Raw genomic sequence first — 16,365 nt, 5'->3', positions numbered from 1 at the left:
GCCGTGAGCCGGCGGATATTTCCTTACAGGCGGCAATTCAGAGATCGTCCAACGGGATCTGCTTGAGGATTTCCACCCGCATCAGCAGATCGTACAGCGGTTGCAGCCGGGCGAGATCTCGCCGCAGCCGGGTGGCCAGCGCCGGCGTAAACAGGGATTCAACCTGGTTGTCCGTGGCCATGACGGCAAAGGATTTGCGATTGTACCAGGTCGCCAGCCCCGCATCCTGGCCTTTGATCAGCGGGCGTTTATAGCTCTCGCCGGCCAGTTCAAACGGCGCGCGCGCGCAGGCGGCGGCCCTGGCGAACTCTTCCGGCTGGCGCAGCATCAGGTGGCGGAAACGGTCCATGGTCGCCTTGCTGGCGGAGTAATAGCCCAGGCCATAACGAAAAAAATCGGGAGCGATTTCGAAGAAAAAAACCGGCGCGTCGGTCCACTCCTTCGACGGGCGTTTGAACGTCAGCCACATCCGGTTGCGAAACAGCGATTTATCATGGGAAAAACGGGTATCGCGATACATGCGCGATAGGGTTTTGCCCACCGCCGGCCGCGTCTCGAGGCGGTCGTCAATCGCCAGCATCGCCGGCGCCAGGTCCTCGACGAGGGCGCGGAAGGGCAGCAGCAGGTGCGCCTGATACACCCCGCGGTGAGACTCAAACCAGTCCTTGCTGTTTTCCCTGACCACCTGTTGCAAAAAGCTCAGCCCGGTCTGCGTAAAACCCTGGAAAGAAGACGACGACACAGTGGATACCCTAAGGTTATATGGACGGTTTTCCCGTGATTGGCGCTGACATTGTGGCGAGTCGGGCATGACCTTTCAACAAAATTTTCAGGTGGATTAAAATAAACTGAACCGCGTCGTTAATTAAAATAACCGCTAGCAAGGTCGGCGCCGGGGAAAAGAACGTTAAATGTTGTTACAATAAAAAATAAAATATCGCTAATTAAAATCAAAATTCGACTAGCGCGGGGATAAGGGTTGATGCAGATCAACCTAACGGCTGAGGGGAGTTTTTCCATTTTAATTTGAAATAATACTGCATTATCATGTTGCCAGAGCCGTCTCCAGGATTAATTTTCAAAAATACGAAGTAAATAAATTAATGAACCAGGGGATTAATGATTTTTGAGCGGCATTCGCTACCCTTTTAGCAGTCCGTTTTTATTTCGGTACCTATCTCTTCTTTAAATAAGAATGGTTCTCAACAAAATTATTATCTGAATTAATTCTAACAATCGTCAATTTAAATCAAATGAAGGAAGCGTTCCGGTGAAGATAAAAACGTCTTATGGCCTGAGCTGGCTGCCCCTGGCGATTATCGTCGCCATTGCGCTGGCGCTCTGGCCGCTTACGCCGCCGACCGGCCTCAGCGCGGCCGCCTGGCACTCGGCGGTGATTTTTGTCGCCACCATTGTCGCCATTGTCGCCAATGTGCTGCCCATCGGCGCCATCGGCATTATCAGTATCACTATTTTTGCCCTGACCTACGCGGCGGGCGATAAAACGGCCAGCGGCGCCATCGTGACGGCCCTGAGCGAACTCAACAGTTCGCTGATCTGGCTTATCGTGGTCGCTTTTATGATTGCGCGCGGGTTTATCAAGACCGGCCTGGGTCGCCGGGTGGCGCTGATGCTGATTCGCCTGCTGGGCAAGCGCACGCTCGGCCTGGCCTATGGCCTGGCTTTTGCGGACCTGCTGCTGGCGCCGGCCATGCCGAGCAATACCGCGCGCTGCGGCGGGGTGATTTACCCCATCGCCGACTCCCTGGCGCGGAGTTTTAATTCGCATCCGGACGACGCGTCGCGCAGCAAAATCGGCACCTTCCTGATCGTCTGCATCGGCAATGTCAACGATATCACCTCCGCGCTGTTCATGACCGCCTATACCGGCAACCTGCTGGCGGTAAAACTGGCGGCCAACGCCGGTATCCATATCACCTGGTTCGGCTGGTTTATGGCCGCCCTGCTACCTTGCGTGGTATCGCTGATTATCGTCCCGCCGTGCATTTATTACCTGGTGCGTCCGGAAATCAAAAAGACGCCTGACGCGCCGGTGTTTGCCGCCGCCGAGCTGGAAAAAATGGGGCCGCTGGCCAAGGGCGAGTGGTTAATGCTGGCCACGGTGCTGCTGCTGCTGGTGCTGTGGATTTTCGGCACCTGGCTTGGCATCGACCCTACCACCGCGTCCTTCGTGGGCCTGTCGTTTTTGCTGCTGACCGGTGTGCTGAACTGGGAAGAGATTAAAAGCGAGAAGGGCGCCTGGGATACGCTGGTCTGGTTCGCCGCGCTGCTGATGATGGCCAACCAGCTGAAAAACCTGGGTTTCACCACCTGGTTCGGCGATTTAATCGGTACGAACATCGGTCACCTGATGGCAGGCACCAGCTGGGTCTGGGTACTGTTGCTGCTTAATGCCGCCTATCTTTATACCCATTATTTTTTCGCCAGCGGCAATGCGCAAATCGCGGCGCTGTATGCGGTATTCCTGGCCGTCGGCATCACCCTCGGCATCCCGGTGTTGCCGATGGCCTTTATGCTGGCGTTTACCAGCAGCCTGTATTGCTCCTTAACGCAGTATACCCATGCGCGCGGGCCGATTTTATTCGGCGCCGGTTATGTGCCGACCCGTATCTGGTGGCGCACCGGTTTTGTGGTCAGCGTGATCAACCAGGTTATTTTTATGGGCGTCGGGCTGGCCTGGTGGCGGGTGCTCGGTCTGTACTAAGTCTATAAGTATAAGCCCGCGGATCCGGCAGTCCGTACCCCCGGCGGCACCGGGCGCGGCGTTATACGGCCGCTCTCCGGGGCCGGCCTTGATTCAGCAGGCGGTCCTGATTTTCGGGTATTTCTGCAACCAGCGTCCGCTGGCCAGGCGCCAGTAAAAAAACGCGCCGCGCACGATCCAGTCCAGGAACATCCCCATCCAGATGCCCACTACGCCGAAGCCCAGCGCGATCCCCAGCGTATAACCCGCCACGATGCGCGCCCCCCACATGCCCAGCATCGATATCCACATGGTGAAACGCGCGTCGCGGGCGCCCTTCAGGCCGGCGGGCAGCACCCAGGACGCGGCCCAGAACGGCATAAACGCGGCGTTGAGCCAGATCAGGATTTTCACCACGTGGATTACATCCGCATCGCGGGTATAAAACGCGGCGAGCAGGCCGGCAAACGGCACCGACAGGAACGCAATTAGCGACAATCCCAGGGTCGATAACCAGAAAATATGTTTTAGCTGGCGTTCGGCCTGGCCTCTTTGCCGTTTGCCCAACCGCGTGCCGACAATAATAGTCGACGCGGAGCCCAGCGCGTTGCCGGGCAAATTAATCAGCGATGCAATGGAAAAAGCGATAAAATTGCCGGCGATCACATCGGTGCCCATGCCCGCCACGAACACCTGGGTCAGCAGTTTCCCGCCGTTAAACAGCACTGATTCAATACTGGCGGGGATACCGATGCCCAAGACTTCCTTCAGGATGCCGGTATCGAGCCGGTAAAAATAACTCTTCAGCGAGATTTTAAGCGCCGGGTTAAAACCAATCATCAGCACATATATCACCGCCGCCGCGCCGATATAACGGGTAATGGTCAGCCCCAGGCCGGCGCCGATAAAACCCAGTCCATGCCACGAGGACACGCCATAAATCAAAATGGTGCTGATGATAATATTGAGGATATTCATCCCGCCGTTGATCAGCATCGGGATCTTGGTATTGCCCGCGCCGCGCAGCGCGCCGCTGCCGATAAGCGCTATGGCGGCGGCCGGATAGCTCCAGGCGGTTATTTTCAGGTAGCTCAATGCCAGCGCTTTTACCTCCGGCGCGGCGCTGCCGGCGATGACATCGATAATATTCCGCCCGTAAAATTCAATGCCCAGCGCCAGCAGCACCGCGATCGCCGTCATCAGCGCCAGCGACTGGCGCGTGGCCGCCCGGGCCCGCTTGGGATTGAGTTTGCCCAGGCTGAAGGCCACCACTACCGTGGTGCCGAGATCCACGGCGGCAAAAAACGCGATGATCACCATATTAAAACTATCGGCCAATCCCACGCCGGCCATGGCTTCCTTGCCCAGCCAACTGACCAGGAAGGTACTCAGCACCCCCATCAGCAGTACGCACATGTTTTCGAACAGAATCGGCACCGCGAGCGGGGTGATTTCCCGCCAGAACAACACCCGATAGGAATGCCGTTTGGGATACCACGCCGTACGCTCGATGGCGTGCCGCAAAGTTACCGTGATGTTTTGCAAGATAGTTCCAGCTGTAAGAAGAGGACGGGCGCCTTATTGATGATGGTAAAAGACCTGTGAATTTGCAAAGTCTTTTTAATCATCAGATGTTACGGCCGGACAGCAAATCCAGCACCGCGTCCACCATGGCCCCGGGGGACTCCTGGGGAATATTATGGCCTGTGCCGGGCAATAGGCGGCGTTCATAAAACCGCGAAAATTGTGCCCGCCGTGGATCGATGGTTTCGGGAACGCCCACGCCGTCGTCGAGTCCGCACAGGGAAATGGCGGGCACCGCGATAACCGGCTGCCGCTGCAAGCGATCCTCGATCGCCTGTAACCGCGGATCGCCCGCCGCATAGCCGTAACGATGCCGGTAGGAATGAATAACCACCTCGACAAAATCCGGATTGTCAAAGGACTCGGCGGACTGCGCATAGACGGCGTCCGTAATAGGCCAGGTGGGTGACCATAACCGCCACAGCAGGCGGCATAGCGCCGCCCGGTTGGCCGTAAGCCCGGCCCGGCCGCGCGGCGTGTGGAAATAATATTGATACCAGTAGCGGTACTCGGCCTCAGGGGCCAGCGGTTGCACGGCGGCGGCAATATCCTGGATATTGTAGCCGTCGCCGGTAACCAGGGCGCTCACCCTGGCGGGCCAAAGGGCGGCCAGGATGCAGGCCGCGCGTCCGCCCCAGTCATAACCGGCCAGGGCGGCCCGCTTAATGGACAACGCGTCCATCAAGTCCAGCAAATCCTGGGCCAGGGCTGCCTGCTGGCCCGAACGCATGACGCCGGCGTCAACAAAGCGGGTGGGGCCATAGCCGCGCAGATAAGGAACCAGCACCCGATATCCCCGCGCGGCCAGCGGCGGCGCCACGTTATCGTAAGCGCGCGGATCGTAGGGGAACCCATGCAGCAAAATGACCGCCGCGCCGTCTTCCGGCCCGTGTTCCTCGTAGGCCAGATCGAGCATGGGGGTACGCACGTGCAGAATATCGCGGGTTTTCATCGGCCGTTCCTGACTGTTATCCGGGATGCTGGTTAATATTATAGGCGCGCGGCAAAAAACGATGCGCGAAATATCGGGTATCCGGCGGGCAAAACGCCGCCCTTATACTCCACTCCCAGGCCGTTTCGCGGCTGGCGCAATCCCCGGAGCATGTCATCCCGGACCGCGATCCGCTGGTGCTTACGCGCTATCCGGCCTAGGATCGGGATACTGAAGGGGGGATTGTCCGCCTGGATGTCGAGCCGCGGGCATCTTGATGCGCCGGCCATTTAGCCCGGTGGGCGGGCGAGGTTCCCGCCGTCGGGGAATCCCGCTTGCCGGGCAAAACATCACGAGGAAAAAAACATGATTGTTGAAATGCGCGTTTATCATTGCCTGCCGGGGCGCCTGCCGGCCCTGCAGGAGCGCTTCAGGAATACCACGCTGGCGTTTTTCGCACAATACGGCATCGAGCCGGTCGGTTTCTGGACCACCCTTATCGGCCCCAGCAACCACAGCCTGACCTATCTGCTGAAATGGCAAAGCCTGGCCGATCGCGAAACCCGCTGGAACGCCTTCCAGTCGGATAAGGACTGGATCGCGAAACGTACGGCCAGCGAAGCGGATAAACCGATTGTCGAACGTATCGAAAATTCCTTTTTAGCGCCGACGGACTTTTCCGCCCTGCGCTAAGGATAACCGCGGCCGTGGGTTCGCGGCCCCGGCACCGATAAGGTAAACCAGACGACACCGCTGCAACGAATCGGCTTTTGCGGCCTGGGCGTGATGGGCGCGCCCATGTCGGAGCGCCTGGCGCGGGCCGGCTTTGCGCTATACCTCGGCGATGTCGACCCCGCGCGCCGCCAATCCCAACTGGGCCGGCTCGGCGCCGCGCCGCTTGATATCAACACCGCGCCGTCGTTGGACGCGCTGATTACCATGCGGCACAACTCGGAAATCGTCGAGCGCGCGCCAGCCCGGCGGACCGGTCCATAATGTTACAAGGAGGCCGCCGAACTCCATGCGCTGCGCGGCCTGCTGGAAGGTTTTTCCGCCGGGGAGTTCGCCCGGCTTGCCGGCGACGCGGATATCACGCACTGAGGCGTCGGGGATTCAGGCTAACCGCCCCAATACCGACGCGCCCACCAGACCGCCGTTATGGGCGAATTTGCCGGCGATGACCAGCAGATCGGGATAGCGATGCAGCACACCGGCGCGCACCCGCTTATCCAGCGCCGCGATTAACCCGTCGGCCGAGGCCAGCCCGCCGCCCACCACTATCTTTGACGGGCCGAGGATATTGACCAGCAGCGCCAGCGGTTCGGCTACCAGGCGCAGCCAGGCCGCGATGGTGAGCGCGGCCTCTGGCTGTCCCCGCCGCCAGCCGGCGACAATTTGCCGGCTGGTGCTGTCCCGCCGGTGGAAGTGCCGGTGCAAACGCTCCATTCCCCGCGCGCCGCCCAGGGTGTCGAGGCAACCGGTCTGGCCGCAGGCGCAGGGCCGGCGTGGAATAGCATAGGTATGGCCCTCCAGCGTCAGTTCGGTACGCACGATGGCGCCATGGCCCCATTCGCCGGTCACGCCGCCGTGGCCGCGCACCAGTTGGCCGTTGATCACCAGCCCGCCGCCGACGCCGGTGCCCAGGATAACGCCGGCGACTATCGGCAGCCCTTGCGCATGCCCGGCGTGGGCTTCGGCCAGCGTGAAACAGTCGGCGTCGTTGGCGGCGGTCACCCGGCGGCCCAGTTGCCAGCTGAGTTCCGCCGCCAGGGCCCGGCCGGTAAACGCCGGGATATTGGTGGACAACAGTTCGCCGGTTTGCGGCGACACCAGGCCGGCGGTGGCGATCGCCAGCGGCGTGTCGGGCGGAAATGCGTTGCCGTAGCGGGCGATAAGGCCTTGCACGGCGACGACAAAACCTGGCCATGACGCGGTGGGCATCGGCACTTTTTCGCCTTCCTCCACCTCGCCGGCATGGCGCGAGACGCCGAATTTGATAAAGGAGCCGCCGATATCGGCGCAAAATACCGCCGCAGCGGATGCCGAACCCGCGGTGCTGGTTTCAACACTCATTTCGGCGTTAACCCCAGCGCCAACGTCGGTGCCGATTTCAGCATTATTGCCGGAGCTGATGACATCAAAACTCATGAACGGGTATCCAATAGGTCGCGCGGTCCGTCGCCCAAAAGGTTAAATCCGGGCACGGTCGGCATGGTAGCCAGACCGGGGAACAGCGACAGGTAAATATCAATGCCGAGGAAGTTACGGCCGTCGCTTATCATGGTACCCCATTCCGGCATCGGCCGCTGCCCCGGGCCGAGAAGATCGTGGTGGTCAAACCGGCTACCTGCCGCCGGAACTGGCGCCCATCGCCCGGCCCGCCGTCCAACGACATGATGAATCAGCCCATGGCCGGACAATGGATAACCCGGCCCTGCGACGCCTGGAGCAAAAACGCCTGCCCTGGCGGCTCGCCGGGCGTAAACAGGCGCTAAAACGGCGATTGGCCCGGTTTAATCTATATATTTCAGTCCGGCCCGCGCCAGCATCTCACGCATCTGATACATATCCAGGCCCAGCTCGCCGTTGGCAAAGCGTTCGCGCTTGGCCTGTTCATTATCTTCGCGCCGCTGCGCCGCGTCGGCCGTCTGCCGGGCCAGCTCGCGCGGCACCACCACCACGCCGTCGTCATCGGCGACGATCACGTCGCCGGGATTGACCAGCGCGCCGGCGCAAATCACCGGCACATTAACCGAGCCCGGAGTGGCGCGGGCGGCGCCTTTGGCGCTGATAACGCGGGAAAACACCGGAAAACCCATCTTGCGCAGGGCGCCGACATCGCGCACGCCCGCCTCGCTGACCAGGCCGGCGCCGCCGCGGGCGCGATACGACGTCGCCAGCAGTTCGCCGAACATACCGTCGCCGTTTTCCACGGTGCAGGCCACCACCACGATATCGCCTTGCCGGATCTGCTCGGCCGCCACGTGCAGCATCAGGTTGTCGCCGGGCTGGGCAAGTACGGTTACCGCGTTGCCGCATAGCCGGGCGCCGGCAAAGGCCGGGCGAATGTTGGGGCGCATCAGGCCGGTGCGTCCCATGGCCTCATGCACAGTGGCGACACCATAATCCCCCAGCCGTTTCACCAGGGCCAAATCGGTGCGCTCGATGTTGCGTTTGACAATACCTAATGCATTAACGCGGGTATGCATACACTCTCCTTAGCGGCCCTGGGCCTTAAGTCGTTGATCGAGAATAGGGTAAACGCGGCGCGCGTTGCCCTCGAATATCAGCCGGCGTTCGGCGTCGTCGAGCTGGGCGCATTCGATATAGCGGCGGGTATCGTCAAACGCGAAGCCGGTCTGCGGATCGATACCCCTGACCGCGCCGATCATTTCCGAGGCGAACAGCACGTTCCCGACCGGGATGACGCCGGTCAGCAGGTCGATGCCCGGCTGGTGGTAGACGCAGGTATCGAAGAAAATATTGTTCAGCAGTTTCTGCGCAATATCATCGATATGCATCGCCTGCGCCAGCCCGCGGAAGCGGCCCCAGTGGTAGGGCACGGCGCCGCCGCCGTGGGGGATAATAAAGCGCAGCCGGGGGAAATCGGTAAACAGATCCGAGGTCAGGCACTGCGTAAACGCCGTGGTGTCGGCATTCAGGTAATGGGCGCCGGTGGTGTGAAACGCGGGGTTGCAGCTGGTGCTGACGTGGATCATCGCCGGAATATCATATTCCTGCATTTTTTCGTAAATCGGATACCAATAACGGTCGGACAGGGGCGGCGACGTCCAGCGGCCGCCGGAAGGGTCCGGATTAAGATTGACGGCGACAAAACCATACTCCCGCACGCAGCGCTCCATTTCCGCCAGGCACGAGCGGGTGTCTACGCCCGGCGACTGCGGCAGCATGGCGGCGCCGGCAAAAAAGGCCGGATACAGCTCCGTTACCCGATAACATAATTCATTACACACGCCGGCCCAGGCCGCGCTGGTGGCGGCATCGCCGATATGGTGGGCCATAAAGCTGGCGCGCGGCGAAAACACAGTGACGTCGATGCCGCGCTCACGCATTTTTTGCAATTGGTTCTGCTCGATGCTTGCCCTGATTTCCCCATCGGTGATGCGCAACTCGGCGGCGCTGATGCTGACGCCGGGGTCGGCGGCCAGCTGTCGCTTGCGCCAGTCCTCAAGCGCGTCCGGCGCGGTGGTGTAGTGTCCGTGGATATCGATAATCATTAAATTTTTGCCCTCTCGGCGGGCCGGTTTTCATCCATTACAATCTGGCTCAGGTCGCGTCCCCGGGTTTCCGGGAGCATCATGGCGGCAAGCACCACAATTACGTAAGACGCGCAGGCGCAAATGCCCATGGCTGGTCCCAAATCCATATTAACGCTCAGTAAACCCACCATGGTCGGCATCACCGCCCCCAGCGCCCGGCCGGCGTTACCGCACAGGCCCTGCGCCGAACCGCGCACCCGGGTGGGGAACAGTTCGGCGATAAAGGCGCCGGTGCCCGCCGCGGTGCCGGATTGCAGCGTGCCGAGCACAAATCCCAGCAGCAGCGTCACCGTCAGGTTAATAGGCGCCAGCGTATAGATGCCCACCGCCAGCGCCTGGCAACAGGCGATAATCATAAAAGTTTTCCGCCGGCCCAGCGCGTCGGCCATCCAGCCGTTAAGGAAGGCGCCGGCGAACGACCCGAGGATATTGATGGCCAGATAACCGCCGACGTTGGTAATCGACAGATGCAGCGCCAGCTTCAGGTAGGCCGGCAGCCAGGTGATCATCACGTAATTACCGCCGTAGATACCAAAGGTCAACAGTATGGCCTTCAGGGTGGTGGCGCGGTATGGGGAGGAAAAAACATCCCAGATGCTGTTGGATTGATCCTGGACGTTGGCATGTTCTTTTTTATACAGCGGCGCTTCCTGGATATGCCGGCGGATCCACAGGACCAGCAGCGCCGGCAGCAGCCCCAGGGCGAACAGGATGCGCCAGGCGGTGTCGGCGGGAAAAGAGTTAAAGATAATGGTCGAAATAATAACGGTAATACCATAGCCGATGGCCCAGCCGGCCTGCAGCGCGCCGACCACGCGTCCGCGCGTCCGGGGATTGATGGTCTCGCTGATAAGCACCGCCCCGACCGCCCATTCGCCGCCAAAACCGATGCCCTGCAGGCCGCGGGTAATCATCAATTGCCAGAACGAGTCGGTAAACGCCGACAGGAACGTGAACAGGGAAAACCAGGCAATGGTCACCTGCAGTATCCGCACCCGCCCATAACGATCGGACAGGATGCCGGCTATCCACCCTCCCAGCGCCGCCATGATCAGCACGGTGGTGCCCAGGATGCCCGCCTGTCCTTTGGTCATGCCCCACAGGGCAATCAGCGTCGGGATGGACAGGGCGTACATCTGCGTATCCATGGCGTCCAGCCCCCAGCCGCTGAAACAGGCCCAGAAGGTGCGTTTTTCGACTTTGTTAAGCGATGTGAACCATTGAAACATCATTATGTCCCCTTTATGCCTTCGCTACCGGTATCGGCGTGATAGGCCGCCTCACAGGTATAAAAAGGGCTTTTACAGGCAATATCGTTTCACTTATCGACGGCATGGGATTCGCCTGGTACCGAACTCCAAACGATGAAGCGCGTATTAAACAGCTATCTCTTTTGCACGCAGCAGCGGCAGCGCGTCGCCGCCCAACCGCTCTGTCGCCCGGGCGGCGATATCCAGCAGGACCGGGCGGTATTGCGCCATCAGCGCCATGTCCAGCCGGCTCAGCGGCGCCACTATGCCCAGCGCGCCGATAAGTTGTAGATCGGCGCCGAACACCGGGGCGGAGATACCGGCGGTTTCCTCGTCGCGCTCGCCGAGCGAGGCATAGGAATACGCCCCTCGCACCCGGTCGTAGATCTCGCCGGGCTCACCGGAAAACGCCAACAAAATCCTGCCGCCGGCGCCGCGCTCCAGTGACTGCACGTCGCCCTGCTGAACGTTAACGCGTACGGAAAATTGCGAATTGATGCGAAACAGACACAAACGGTGGTCGTCTTCCCGGATATGGAAAGAAATGGTTTCCCCGAGCCGTTCGTTTAATTCACGCATTAACGGCAGCAGCACGTCGCTGAGATTCAGGTTGGATAAGTAGTGATTCCCCAGGCTGAAGGTGGCGGAGCCAAGGCTGTAACGGCCATCTTCCAGGCGGATCATCATCCGGTGATGGCAAAGCGCCGCCGCCAGCCTGAGCGCCGTGCTTTTATACAGGCCGCTGCGCTTGGCGAGCTCGGACAGGGTTAACGATCGATCTTCCTTTCTAAAGGCGAACAGCAGCGCCATGGCCCGATCGATCACATCGACGCCGCTCGGGGTTACGCCGAGGGGCTGTGGATTACCGCCGTTTGCTCGCGCCATGCTATTCCACCTATTGTTCTATCTGATAGAACTCAATATCGTCTGATAGAACAACTATAGTCAGTGACGGGGAACATTTCTGTGGCTTTCATCACAGGCTCGACGGGAAGTCGGGTGGACAAACCAGACCTTCGCCGGCCGCGTCCGCCGTCGCATGCGACGCAACGCCGACCGCCAGACAGCCATCACCTTTCCAAGGACAATTCGCCCTGTTTACGCCTGACGGCCAAGGGACGTTTCTGGGCCAACGACCTGTTGCAGGCATTAAGGACGGTGCTGCCGCAACTGGCGCAAACACCGGACGTAAACCGGGGGTGCTAAGAAAGGGCGTGAGGCGGCCTTCTCAGGCCGACGGAGCGACCCATGGCGCGGTATGGCCGTCAATACCGCGCTGCAACCGGGCTTATTAACGGGAGAGGGAGAGGCGCTAGGCTAAGCACTACGGAATAAGCGAATTCTTGGCGGTATTCAGGGTGACGATGGCGGGTTTATACATCGAGATATCCTGGGCAATTTCAAAGGGAAGATAATGCCCATCCCGGCTTTCGATAAATTCTGAATAAGGCATAAACGCCACCCCCTCCAGGCCGGCGTTGAGCATCTCGAGAATCAGCCGGGGCTCGGACACCTTCATCAGGATGTTCACATCCTCGACTTCAGCATACAGTTTTTTCAATAAAAACTCATAAGTCCCTTCGCCGTCGATACGATGATGCAATATCAAGGGCAGCTTGCCTATATCGGATAAATTGATTTTTTTATCGGTAAACCGGCCGGCGAATATTTTTGATACCACGACGATAATGTTTACCGGCGCCAGCTCGCGCACATAAAAAGAGCTGCATTCACTGGGGCTTTGGATCAGCGCGATATCCAGCGTTTTTTTCACCAATAATGATTCAAGATGGCTTGAATCCGATACCAGCACATTGATATCCCAATCGGGTTGCCGCTGGTAAAAATCGAGCAGGGTTTTATTAAAATAACGCAGATACAAATATGACACGCCGATCTTGACCACTCTTTTTTGCCGGGTGGCGATATTGATGGTTTGTTTTTTAAGCGTGTTGACCTGGCTTAACACCTCGCAGGAATGCCGGTACAGAAACACGCCCGCCTCGGTAAGCTGCATTTTTTTCGGGGTGCGGATAAACAGCGGCGAACCTATTTCCGTCTCAAGTTCGCGCAGCCTTTTGCCCAGCGGAGGCTGGGCGATATTCAACAGCTCGGCCGCCTTGCTGATCGATCCCTGCTCCGCGATAGTACAAAAATACCGCAACCTTTTAAGATCCATCCCGCTCTCCCCGCTACCTGGCCCAGACTGATGATATCATAGCAGGGAAACCCTTTACGGATAAGACGCGCCGCGGTGGTACAGGTGGGTGGAATAACGCTGTTTTAGTGGATAAACAACGTCCAAAGATGCGATATCGGCATCACCAATACCAGCGCCGGTAATAAATTGCCCACGGGGAAAGATTTAATTCCGGCAATACGAAAGCCGGTGGCCAGCATGATAAATCCGCCGGCGGCGGTAAAATCACCCATCATTTCCGGCGTGGTGTGGGGCAGAATCAGCACGGCGGCCGAGGCGATGCACAGCTGGATAATCAGCTGCGGCACGGCAATCAGGGCGACGGCGTAACCCAGCACGGTGGCAAAAATCGCGGCGGTGAAAATATCCATAATGGATTTTACAAACAGGATATTGGCATCGTGCGTCATGCCCTCGGTCATGGCGCCGATAATACCGGTGCCGCTGGCGCAAAACAGCACCAGTATCGCCACGAATTTCTCGGTAAATACCGCCGGATCCAGCTTTCCATCATCAGCCGAAAAACGATTGGCAATGCCCTTGGCTAAATTACCCAGCATGCCGATACGTCTTTCCAGATAAATTAACTCGCCGATGGCCGCGCCCAGGATAAGCGACAGGACCACTACCGGCAGGCTATGGATTTTCACAATCAACGCAATACCCAACCCCATTGAGGAAAGGCCGAAGGTTAGCGGTAAGGCAATTCGCAGCCGTTCCGGTATCCTGTCGCCAAAAAATGCGCCGACCAGCCCGCCAATCAGGACGGCGGCGCCGTTAACGAATGGTCCAATCAACATCATTTATTCCTTAAATTTATCGCTATTTTCTTTTTTGCCGGGTTTATTTTCACCCCAGCGTTTAAGATTGCCAACATCCAGGTCAAATAAATCAAGCGCGCGGGCCACGCTGTGATGAACAATCTCATCAACGCTTTGTGGTTTTTGATAAAGGGCGGGAACGGGAGGGAATATTATCCCCCCCATTTCAGTCACCGACTGCATATTTTTCAGATGAGTAAGGTTCAAGGGTGTTTCCCTGACCATCAGCACCAGCCTGCGCCTCTCCTTTAACACAACGTCGGCCGCCCTGGTCAGCAGATTGCCGGCCAGTCCATGGGCAATTGAGGCGAGACTGTTCATTGAACAAGGCGCAACTATCATTCCCAGCGTTTTGAACGAGCCGCTTGATATCGCGGCGCCGAGATGGGTGACGTTATGGAATTCATCCGCCAGTTCGATAACATCCTGGCGCTCATACTGTGTTTCGAGCGCCCTGGTGATTTCCGCTCCTTTACTGATGACCAGATGCACTTCAATATCCTGCTCATGTAAAAGCGCCAGCACCTTCATTCCGTACTGGAAACCGGAAGCCCCGCTGATACCAACAATAATGCGCCGCTTATTCATCAGAAAAACCACATTTATTTAAAATCGGGAAGGAATTTTCGCACGTCGACGTCTTTGAATTTAGAGCGTTCAAAACTTGCTTTGAGATGGAACGGCACGGTGCAATCAAAAATGGTTTTACATGACGTGCCCTGTTGCAGGATGCTCGGGCTATATTCCGGCACCTGGGACGGATCCAGGGGATGGCAACGCACGCCCGGGATAAATATCGTGTCGACGTCGCCCTGGTAGCGTGTCTGCATCGCCCACAGGATATCGTCGGTATCAAAAATGTCGACATCTTCGTCAACCAGGATAACGTGTTTAAGCTCGGAAAAGGCGGCAAACGCCAGCAGCGCCGCCTGTCTTTGCCGGCCTTCGTCAACCGGGGAGGCTTTTCTAAACTGCAGTACCGCCAGCAGCTTACCGCCGCCGGACGTATGGGCATGCACATTCAGCACGCGGCCCGGCATGGCCCGCTCAATCATATCCAGGATACTGGCCTCGGTGGGGATGCCGGCCATGCTGACATGCTCGCCGCTTGGCCCAAGCGTGGTTTGCAGGATGGGATGTTTTCTATAGGTAACCGCCTTGACCTTGATTACCGGCAGCGCGGCTTTTGCCTCGCCGGTATAACCCGGGAATTCCGGCATGGCTTTGCCCGTATTGGTATTCTGGTCTTCGCGCACGCGCACGTTCGGCAGCAGTTCGCCTTCGATAACAATTTCGGCATGGGCGATGGCGCGTTCATTGATGGATACGCAGTTAACCAACTCGACCGGTTTGCCGCGCAGCGCGCCGGCGATGCTGAGCTCGTTAAAGCCGAGCGGAGTGGTCGGCGGCTCAAAGCAGGCGGCTATTTCGATGGCGGGATCGACGCCGATGCTGATGGAGATCGGCAGCGCCTGGCCCAGCCGTTCGGCTTTTTCGCGGAAAGCGTCGATATGCCGGCCCGGCGTCAGCCACATCGACAGCTCATCGCGGCTTTGAATGCACAGGCGGTGAATGGTGATGTCGGATTGTTTGGTTTCCGGGTCGGAGGCGTAGCACATGCCCATGGTGAAATAGGGGCCGGCGTCTTCTTCGGTATTGGTCGGCGCCGGTAATAACGTCCTCAGGTCAAAATCCGGATCCGTGGCAAAATGCACCACCTCCTGGCAAACCGCGTCTTCTTTGCCGACCACCACCGGCGCAATGGCTTTGCTGACGGATTCCTTTAGCAGGAAACCTAATTTTTCAGGTGCGCAGTTCAGCAGGTAGCCTACGCGTTGACGGGTGGACATCAGGCCGGTGACCACACGTACGCCCGGAAATCCCTTGATGGTGTTGAACATCATCGCCGGCCCTTTACGCGTCGGGCGTTGACAGGTGCCGCCCGCGCCTACGTAACGATAGACGCCGGATAATTCAGCATGGGGGTCCACGGCGACATCGGTGCTGACAAATTCACCGTCGATAGATTCAAGTAAAGCGATGGCGGATCGGAGATCCTGTACCGGCTGTTGATCGATTTTATTTTTATGTTCTGACATATTTCCTCCAGAAAAACGATAATTTAAATCCTGCGTAGAATATATCCCGGGCAATTTAACCGATAAAGTACCGTTTATATTCAGCGGGTAAACCTTTTTGGTTCAGGGCGTTTTTTAAATCGGCAATATTCTAAGCACGGTGATAACCTGTCGTTAACACCCAGGTGACGAATAAAATCTATAAAAGTGATATGCGTCAAAATTAAAAAATTTATTTTCAAATCCAGATGAATGGCTGTACCGCTAAATTTTAGCGAATTAAATGCCACAATTCACCGCAATTAAATTATAAGCGGGAGCGTTTTATTTATTATTACCCACAATAATGACATGGTTAATATGCCGGTCGCCATCGGTCCGGCGCGGCGCAACTAGACCGGGCCGGATGCCGCGCGATAAGCGGACGAAGACGCGGGTGGCGCCACGCCGGGCCAGAGTGTCCGGCCGGTTACAAAATGGTCAAACTGTTTTCGTTTCGCGCGCGGTATCTGCTAGA

The 16,365-nt window shown here is 58.1% G+C and carries 15 protein-coding genes and 2 pseudogenes; 4 read left to right on the top strand and 13 right to left on the bottom strand.

The annotated features are described in order from the left end of the window. Window positions 1-37: 37 nt before the first annotated feature. Entirely contained in the window at window positions 38-742 is a 705-nt protein-coding gene (locus GRH90_RS11345; protein ID WP_312857181.1) for a DUF2461 domain-containing protein, read from the bottom strand. A 528-nt stretch (window positions 743-1,270) separates the two neighbouring features. Between GRH90_RS11345 and GRH90_RS11340 the strand changes: the two genes are divergently transcribed. Then, window positions 1,271-2,725 carry a DASS family sodium-coupled anion symporter gene (locus GRH90_RS11340; RefSeq protein ID WP_162366057.1) on the top strand — a complete coding sequence of 485 codons (1,455 nt, stop codon included), beginning with the start codon at window positions 1,271-1,273 and terminating at the stop codon, window positions 2,723-2,725. Window positions 2,726-2,818: 93 nt separating this feature from the next. Here GRH90_RS11340 and GRH90_RS11335 read toward each other — a convergent pair whose 3' ends face one another. Together GRH90_RS11335 and GRH90_RS11330 are read right to left on the bottom strand one after the other, a co-directional pair. Next, window positions 2,819-4,249 carry an EmmdR/YeeO family multidrug/toxin efflux MATE transporter gene (locus GRH90_RS11335; protein ID WP_162366056.1) on the bottom strand — a complete coding sequence of 477 codons (1,431 nt, stop codon included), beginning with the start codon at window positions 4,247-4,249 and terminating at the stop codon, window positions 2,819-2,821. A gap of 82 nt (window positions 4,250-4,331) precedes the next feature. After that, window positions 4,332-5,240: an alpha/beta fold hydrolase gene (locus GRH90_RS11330; protein ID WP_162366055.1), complete on the bottom strand. Its 909-nt coding sequence runs from the start codon at window positions 5,238-5,240 to the stop codon at window positions 4,332-4,334. Between the two features lie 345 nt (window positions 5,241-5,585). Here GRH90_RS11330 and GRH90_RS11325 point away from each other — a divergent pair, with 345 nt between their 5' ends. The 3 genes and pseudogenes from GRH90_RS11325 to GRH90_RS26680 form a co-directional block, all read left to right on the top strand. After that, window positions 5,586-5,912 carry an NIPSNAP family protein gene (locus tag GRH90_RS11325; protein WP_162366054.1) on the top strand — a complete coding sequence of 109 codons (327 nt, stop codon included), beginning with the start codon at window positions 5,586-5,588 and terminating at the stop codon, window positions 5,910-5,912. A 93-nt stretch (window positions 5,913-6,005) separates the two neighbouring features. Next, entirely contained in the window at window positions 6,006-6,215 is a 210-nt protein-coding gene (locus tag GRH90_RS26685; RefSeq protein WP_376766070.1) for a Rossmann-fold NAD(P)-binding domain-containing protein, read from the top strand. 6 nt (window positions 6,216-6,221) lie between these two features. Next, a pseudogene (locus GRH90_RS26680) lies at window positions 6,222-6,317 on the top strand (GntR family transcriptional regulator); the annotation flags it as partial. A gap of 15 nt (window positions 6,318-6,332) precedes the next feature. Here the strand turns inward: GRH90_RS26680 and GRH90_RS11310 are convergent. The 10 genes and pseudogenes from GRH90_RS11310 to GRH90_RS11265 all read right to left on the bottom strand — a co-directional run bounded on the left by GRH90_RS11310 (window position 6,333) and on the right by GRH90_RS11265 (window position 15,869). After that, window positions 6,333-7,367 (bottom strand): ROK family protein, encoded by a 1,035-nt coding sequence (locus GRH90_RS11310; RefSeq protein ID WP_246235995.1) that lies wholly within the window; start codon window positions 7,365-7,367, stop codon window positions 6,333-6,335. After that, window positions 7,364-7,540 (bottom strand): annotated as a pseudogene (locus tag GRH90_RS11305) (ABC transporter permease); the annotation flags it as partial. The gene GRH90_RS11310 and the pseudogene GRH90_RS11305, both read right to left, overlap by 4 nt. 192 nt (window positions 7,541-7,732) lie before the next feature. After that, the gene (locus tag GRH90_RS11300; RefSeq protein WP_162366052.1) at window positions 7,733-8,428 is read right to left on the bottom strand and encodes a 4-carboxy-4-hydroxy-2-oxoadipate aldolase/oxaloacetate decarboxylase; all 696 of its coding nucleotides are present in this window, start codon (window positions 8,426-8,428) and stop codon (window positions 7,733-7,735) included. 9 nt (window positions 8,429-8,437) lie between these two features. Further along, window positions 8,438-9,457 carry an amidohydrolase family protein gene (locus GRH90_RS11295; RefSeq protein WP_162366051.1) on the bottom strand — a complete coding sequence of 340 codons (1,020 nt, stop codon included), beginning with the start codon at window positions 9,455-9,457 and terminating at the stop codon, window positions 8,438-8,440. Next, entirely contained in the window at window positions 9,457-10,731 is a 1,275-nt protein-coding gene (locus GRH90_RS11290) for an MFS transporter (protein ID WP_218586239.1), read from the bottom strand. The genes GRH90_RS11295 and GRH90_RS11290 overlap by 1 nt, the downstream gene beginning before the upstream one ends. Before the next feature lie 144 nt (window positions 10,732-10,875). After that, entirely contained in the window at window positions 10,876-11,634 is a 759-nt protein-coding gene (locus GRH90_RS11285) for an IclR family transcriptional regulator (protein ID WP_162366050.1), read from the bottom strand. 439 nt (window positions 11,635-12,073) lie between these two features. Further along, on the bottom strand, window positions 12,074-12,928 hold the full coding sequence (locus tag GRH90_RS11280) for a LysR family transcriptional regulator (protein ID WP_162366049.1): 855 nt from the start codon (window positions 12,926-12,928) through the stop codon (window positions 12,074-12,076). A gap of 104 nt (window positions 12,929-13,032) precedes the next feature. Next, window positions 13,033-13,749 carry a DUF554 domain-containing protein gene (locus GRH90_RS11275; RefSeq protein ID WP_162366048.1) on the bottom strand — a complete coding sequence of 239 codons (717 nt, stop codon included), beginning with the start codon at window positions 13,747-13,749 and terminating at the stop codon, window positions 13,033-13,035. A gap of 3 nt (window positions 13,750-13,752) precedes the next feature. Continuing rightward, the gene (locus GRH90_RS11270) at window positions 13,753-14,358 is read right to left on the bottom strand and encodes a UbiX family flavin prenyltransferase (protein ID WP_162366047.1); all 606 of its coding nucleotides are present in this window, start codon (window positions 14,356-14,358) and stop codon (window positions 13,753-13,755) included. Between the two features lie 14 nt (window positions 14,359-14,372). Next, window positions 14,373-15,869 (bottom strand): UbiD family decarboxylase, encoded by a 1,497-nt coding sequence (locus GRH90_RS11265; RefSeq protein ID WP_162366046.1) that lies wholly within the window; start codon window positions 15,867-15,869, stop codon window positions 14,373-14,375. Window positions 15,870-16,365: the final 496 nt, after the last annotated feature.

It is taken from the genome of Acerihabitans arboris, assembly GCF_010131535.1.
In the GTDB taxonomy this organism is placed as follows: Bacteria; Pseudomonadota; Gammaproteobacteria; order Enterobacterales; family Enterobacteriaceae; genus Acerihabitans; species Acerihabitans arboris.
Note: the sequence above shows the minus strand (reverse complement) of the source record. Positions and strands in the feature narration are given on the sequence as shown.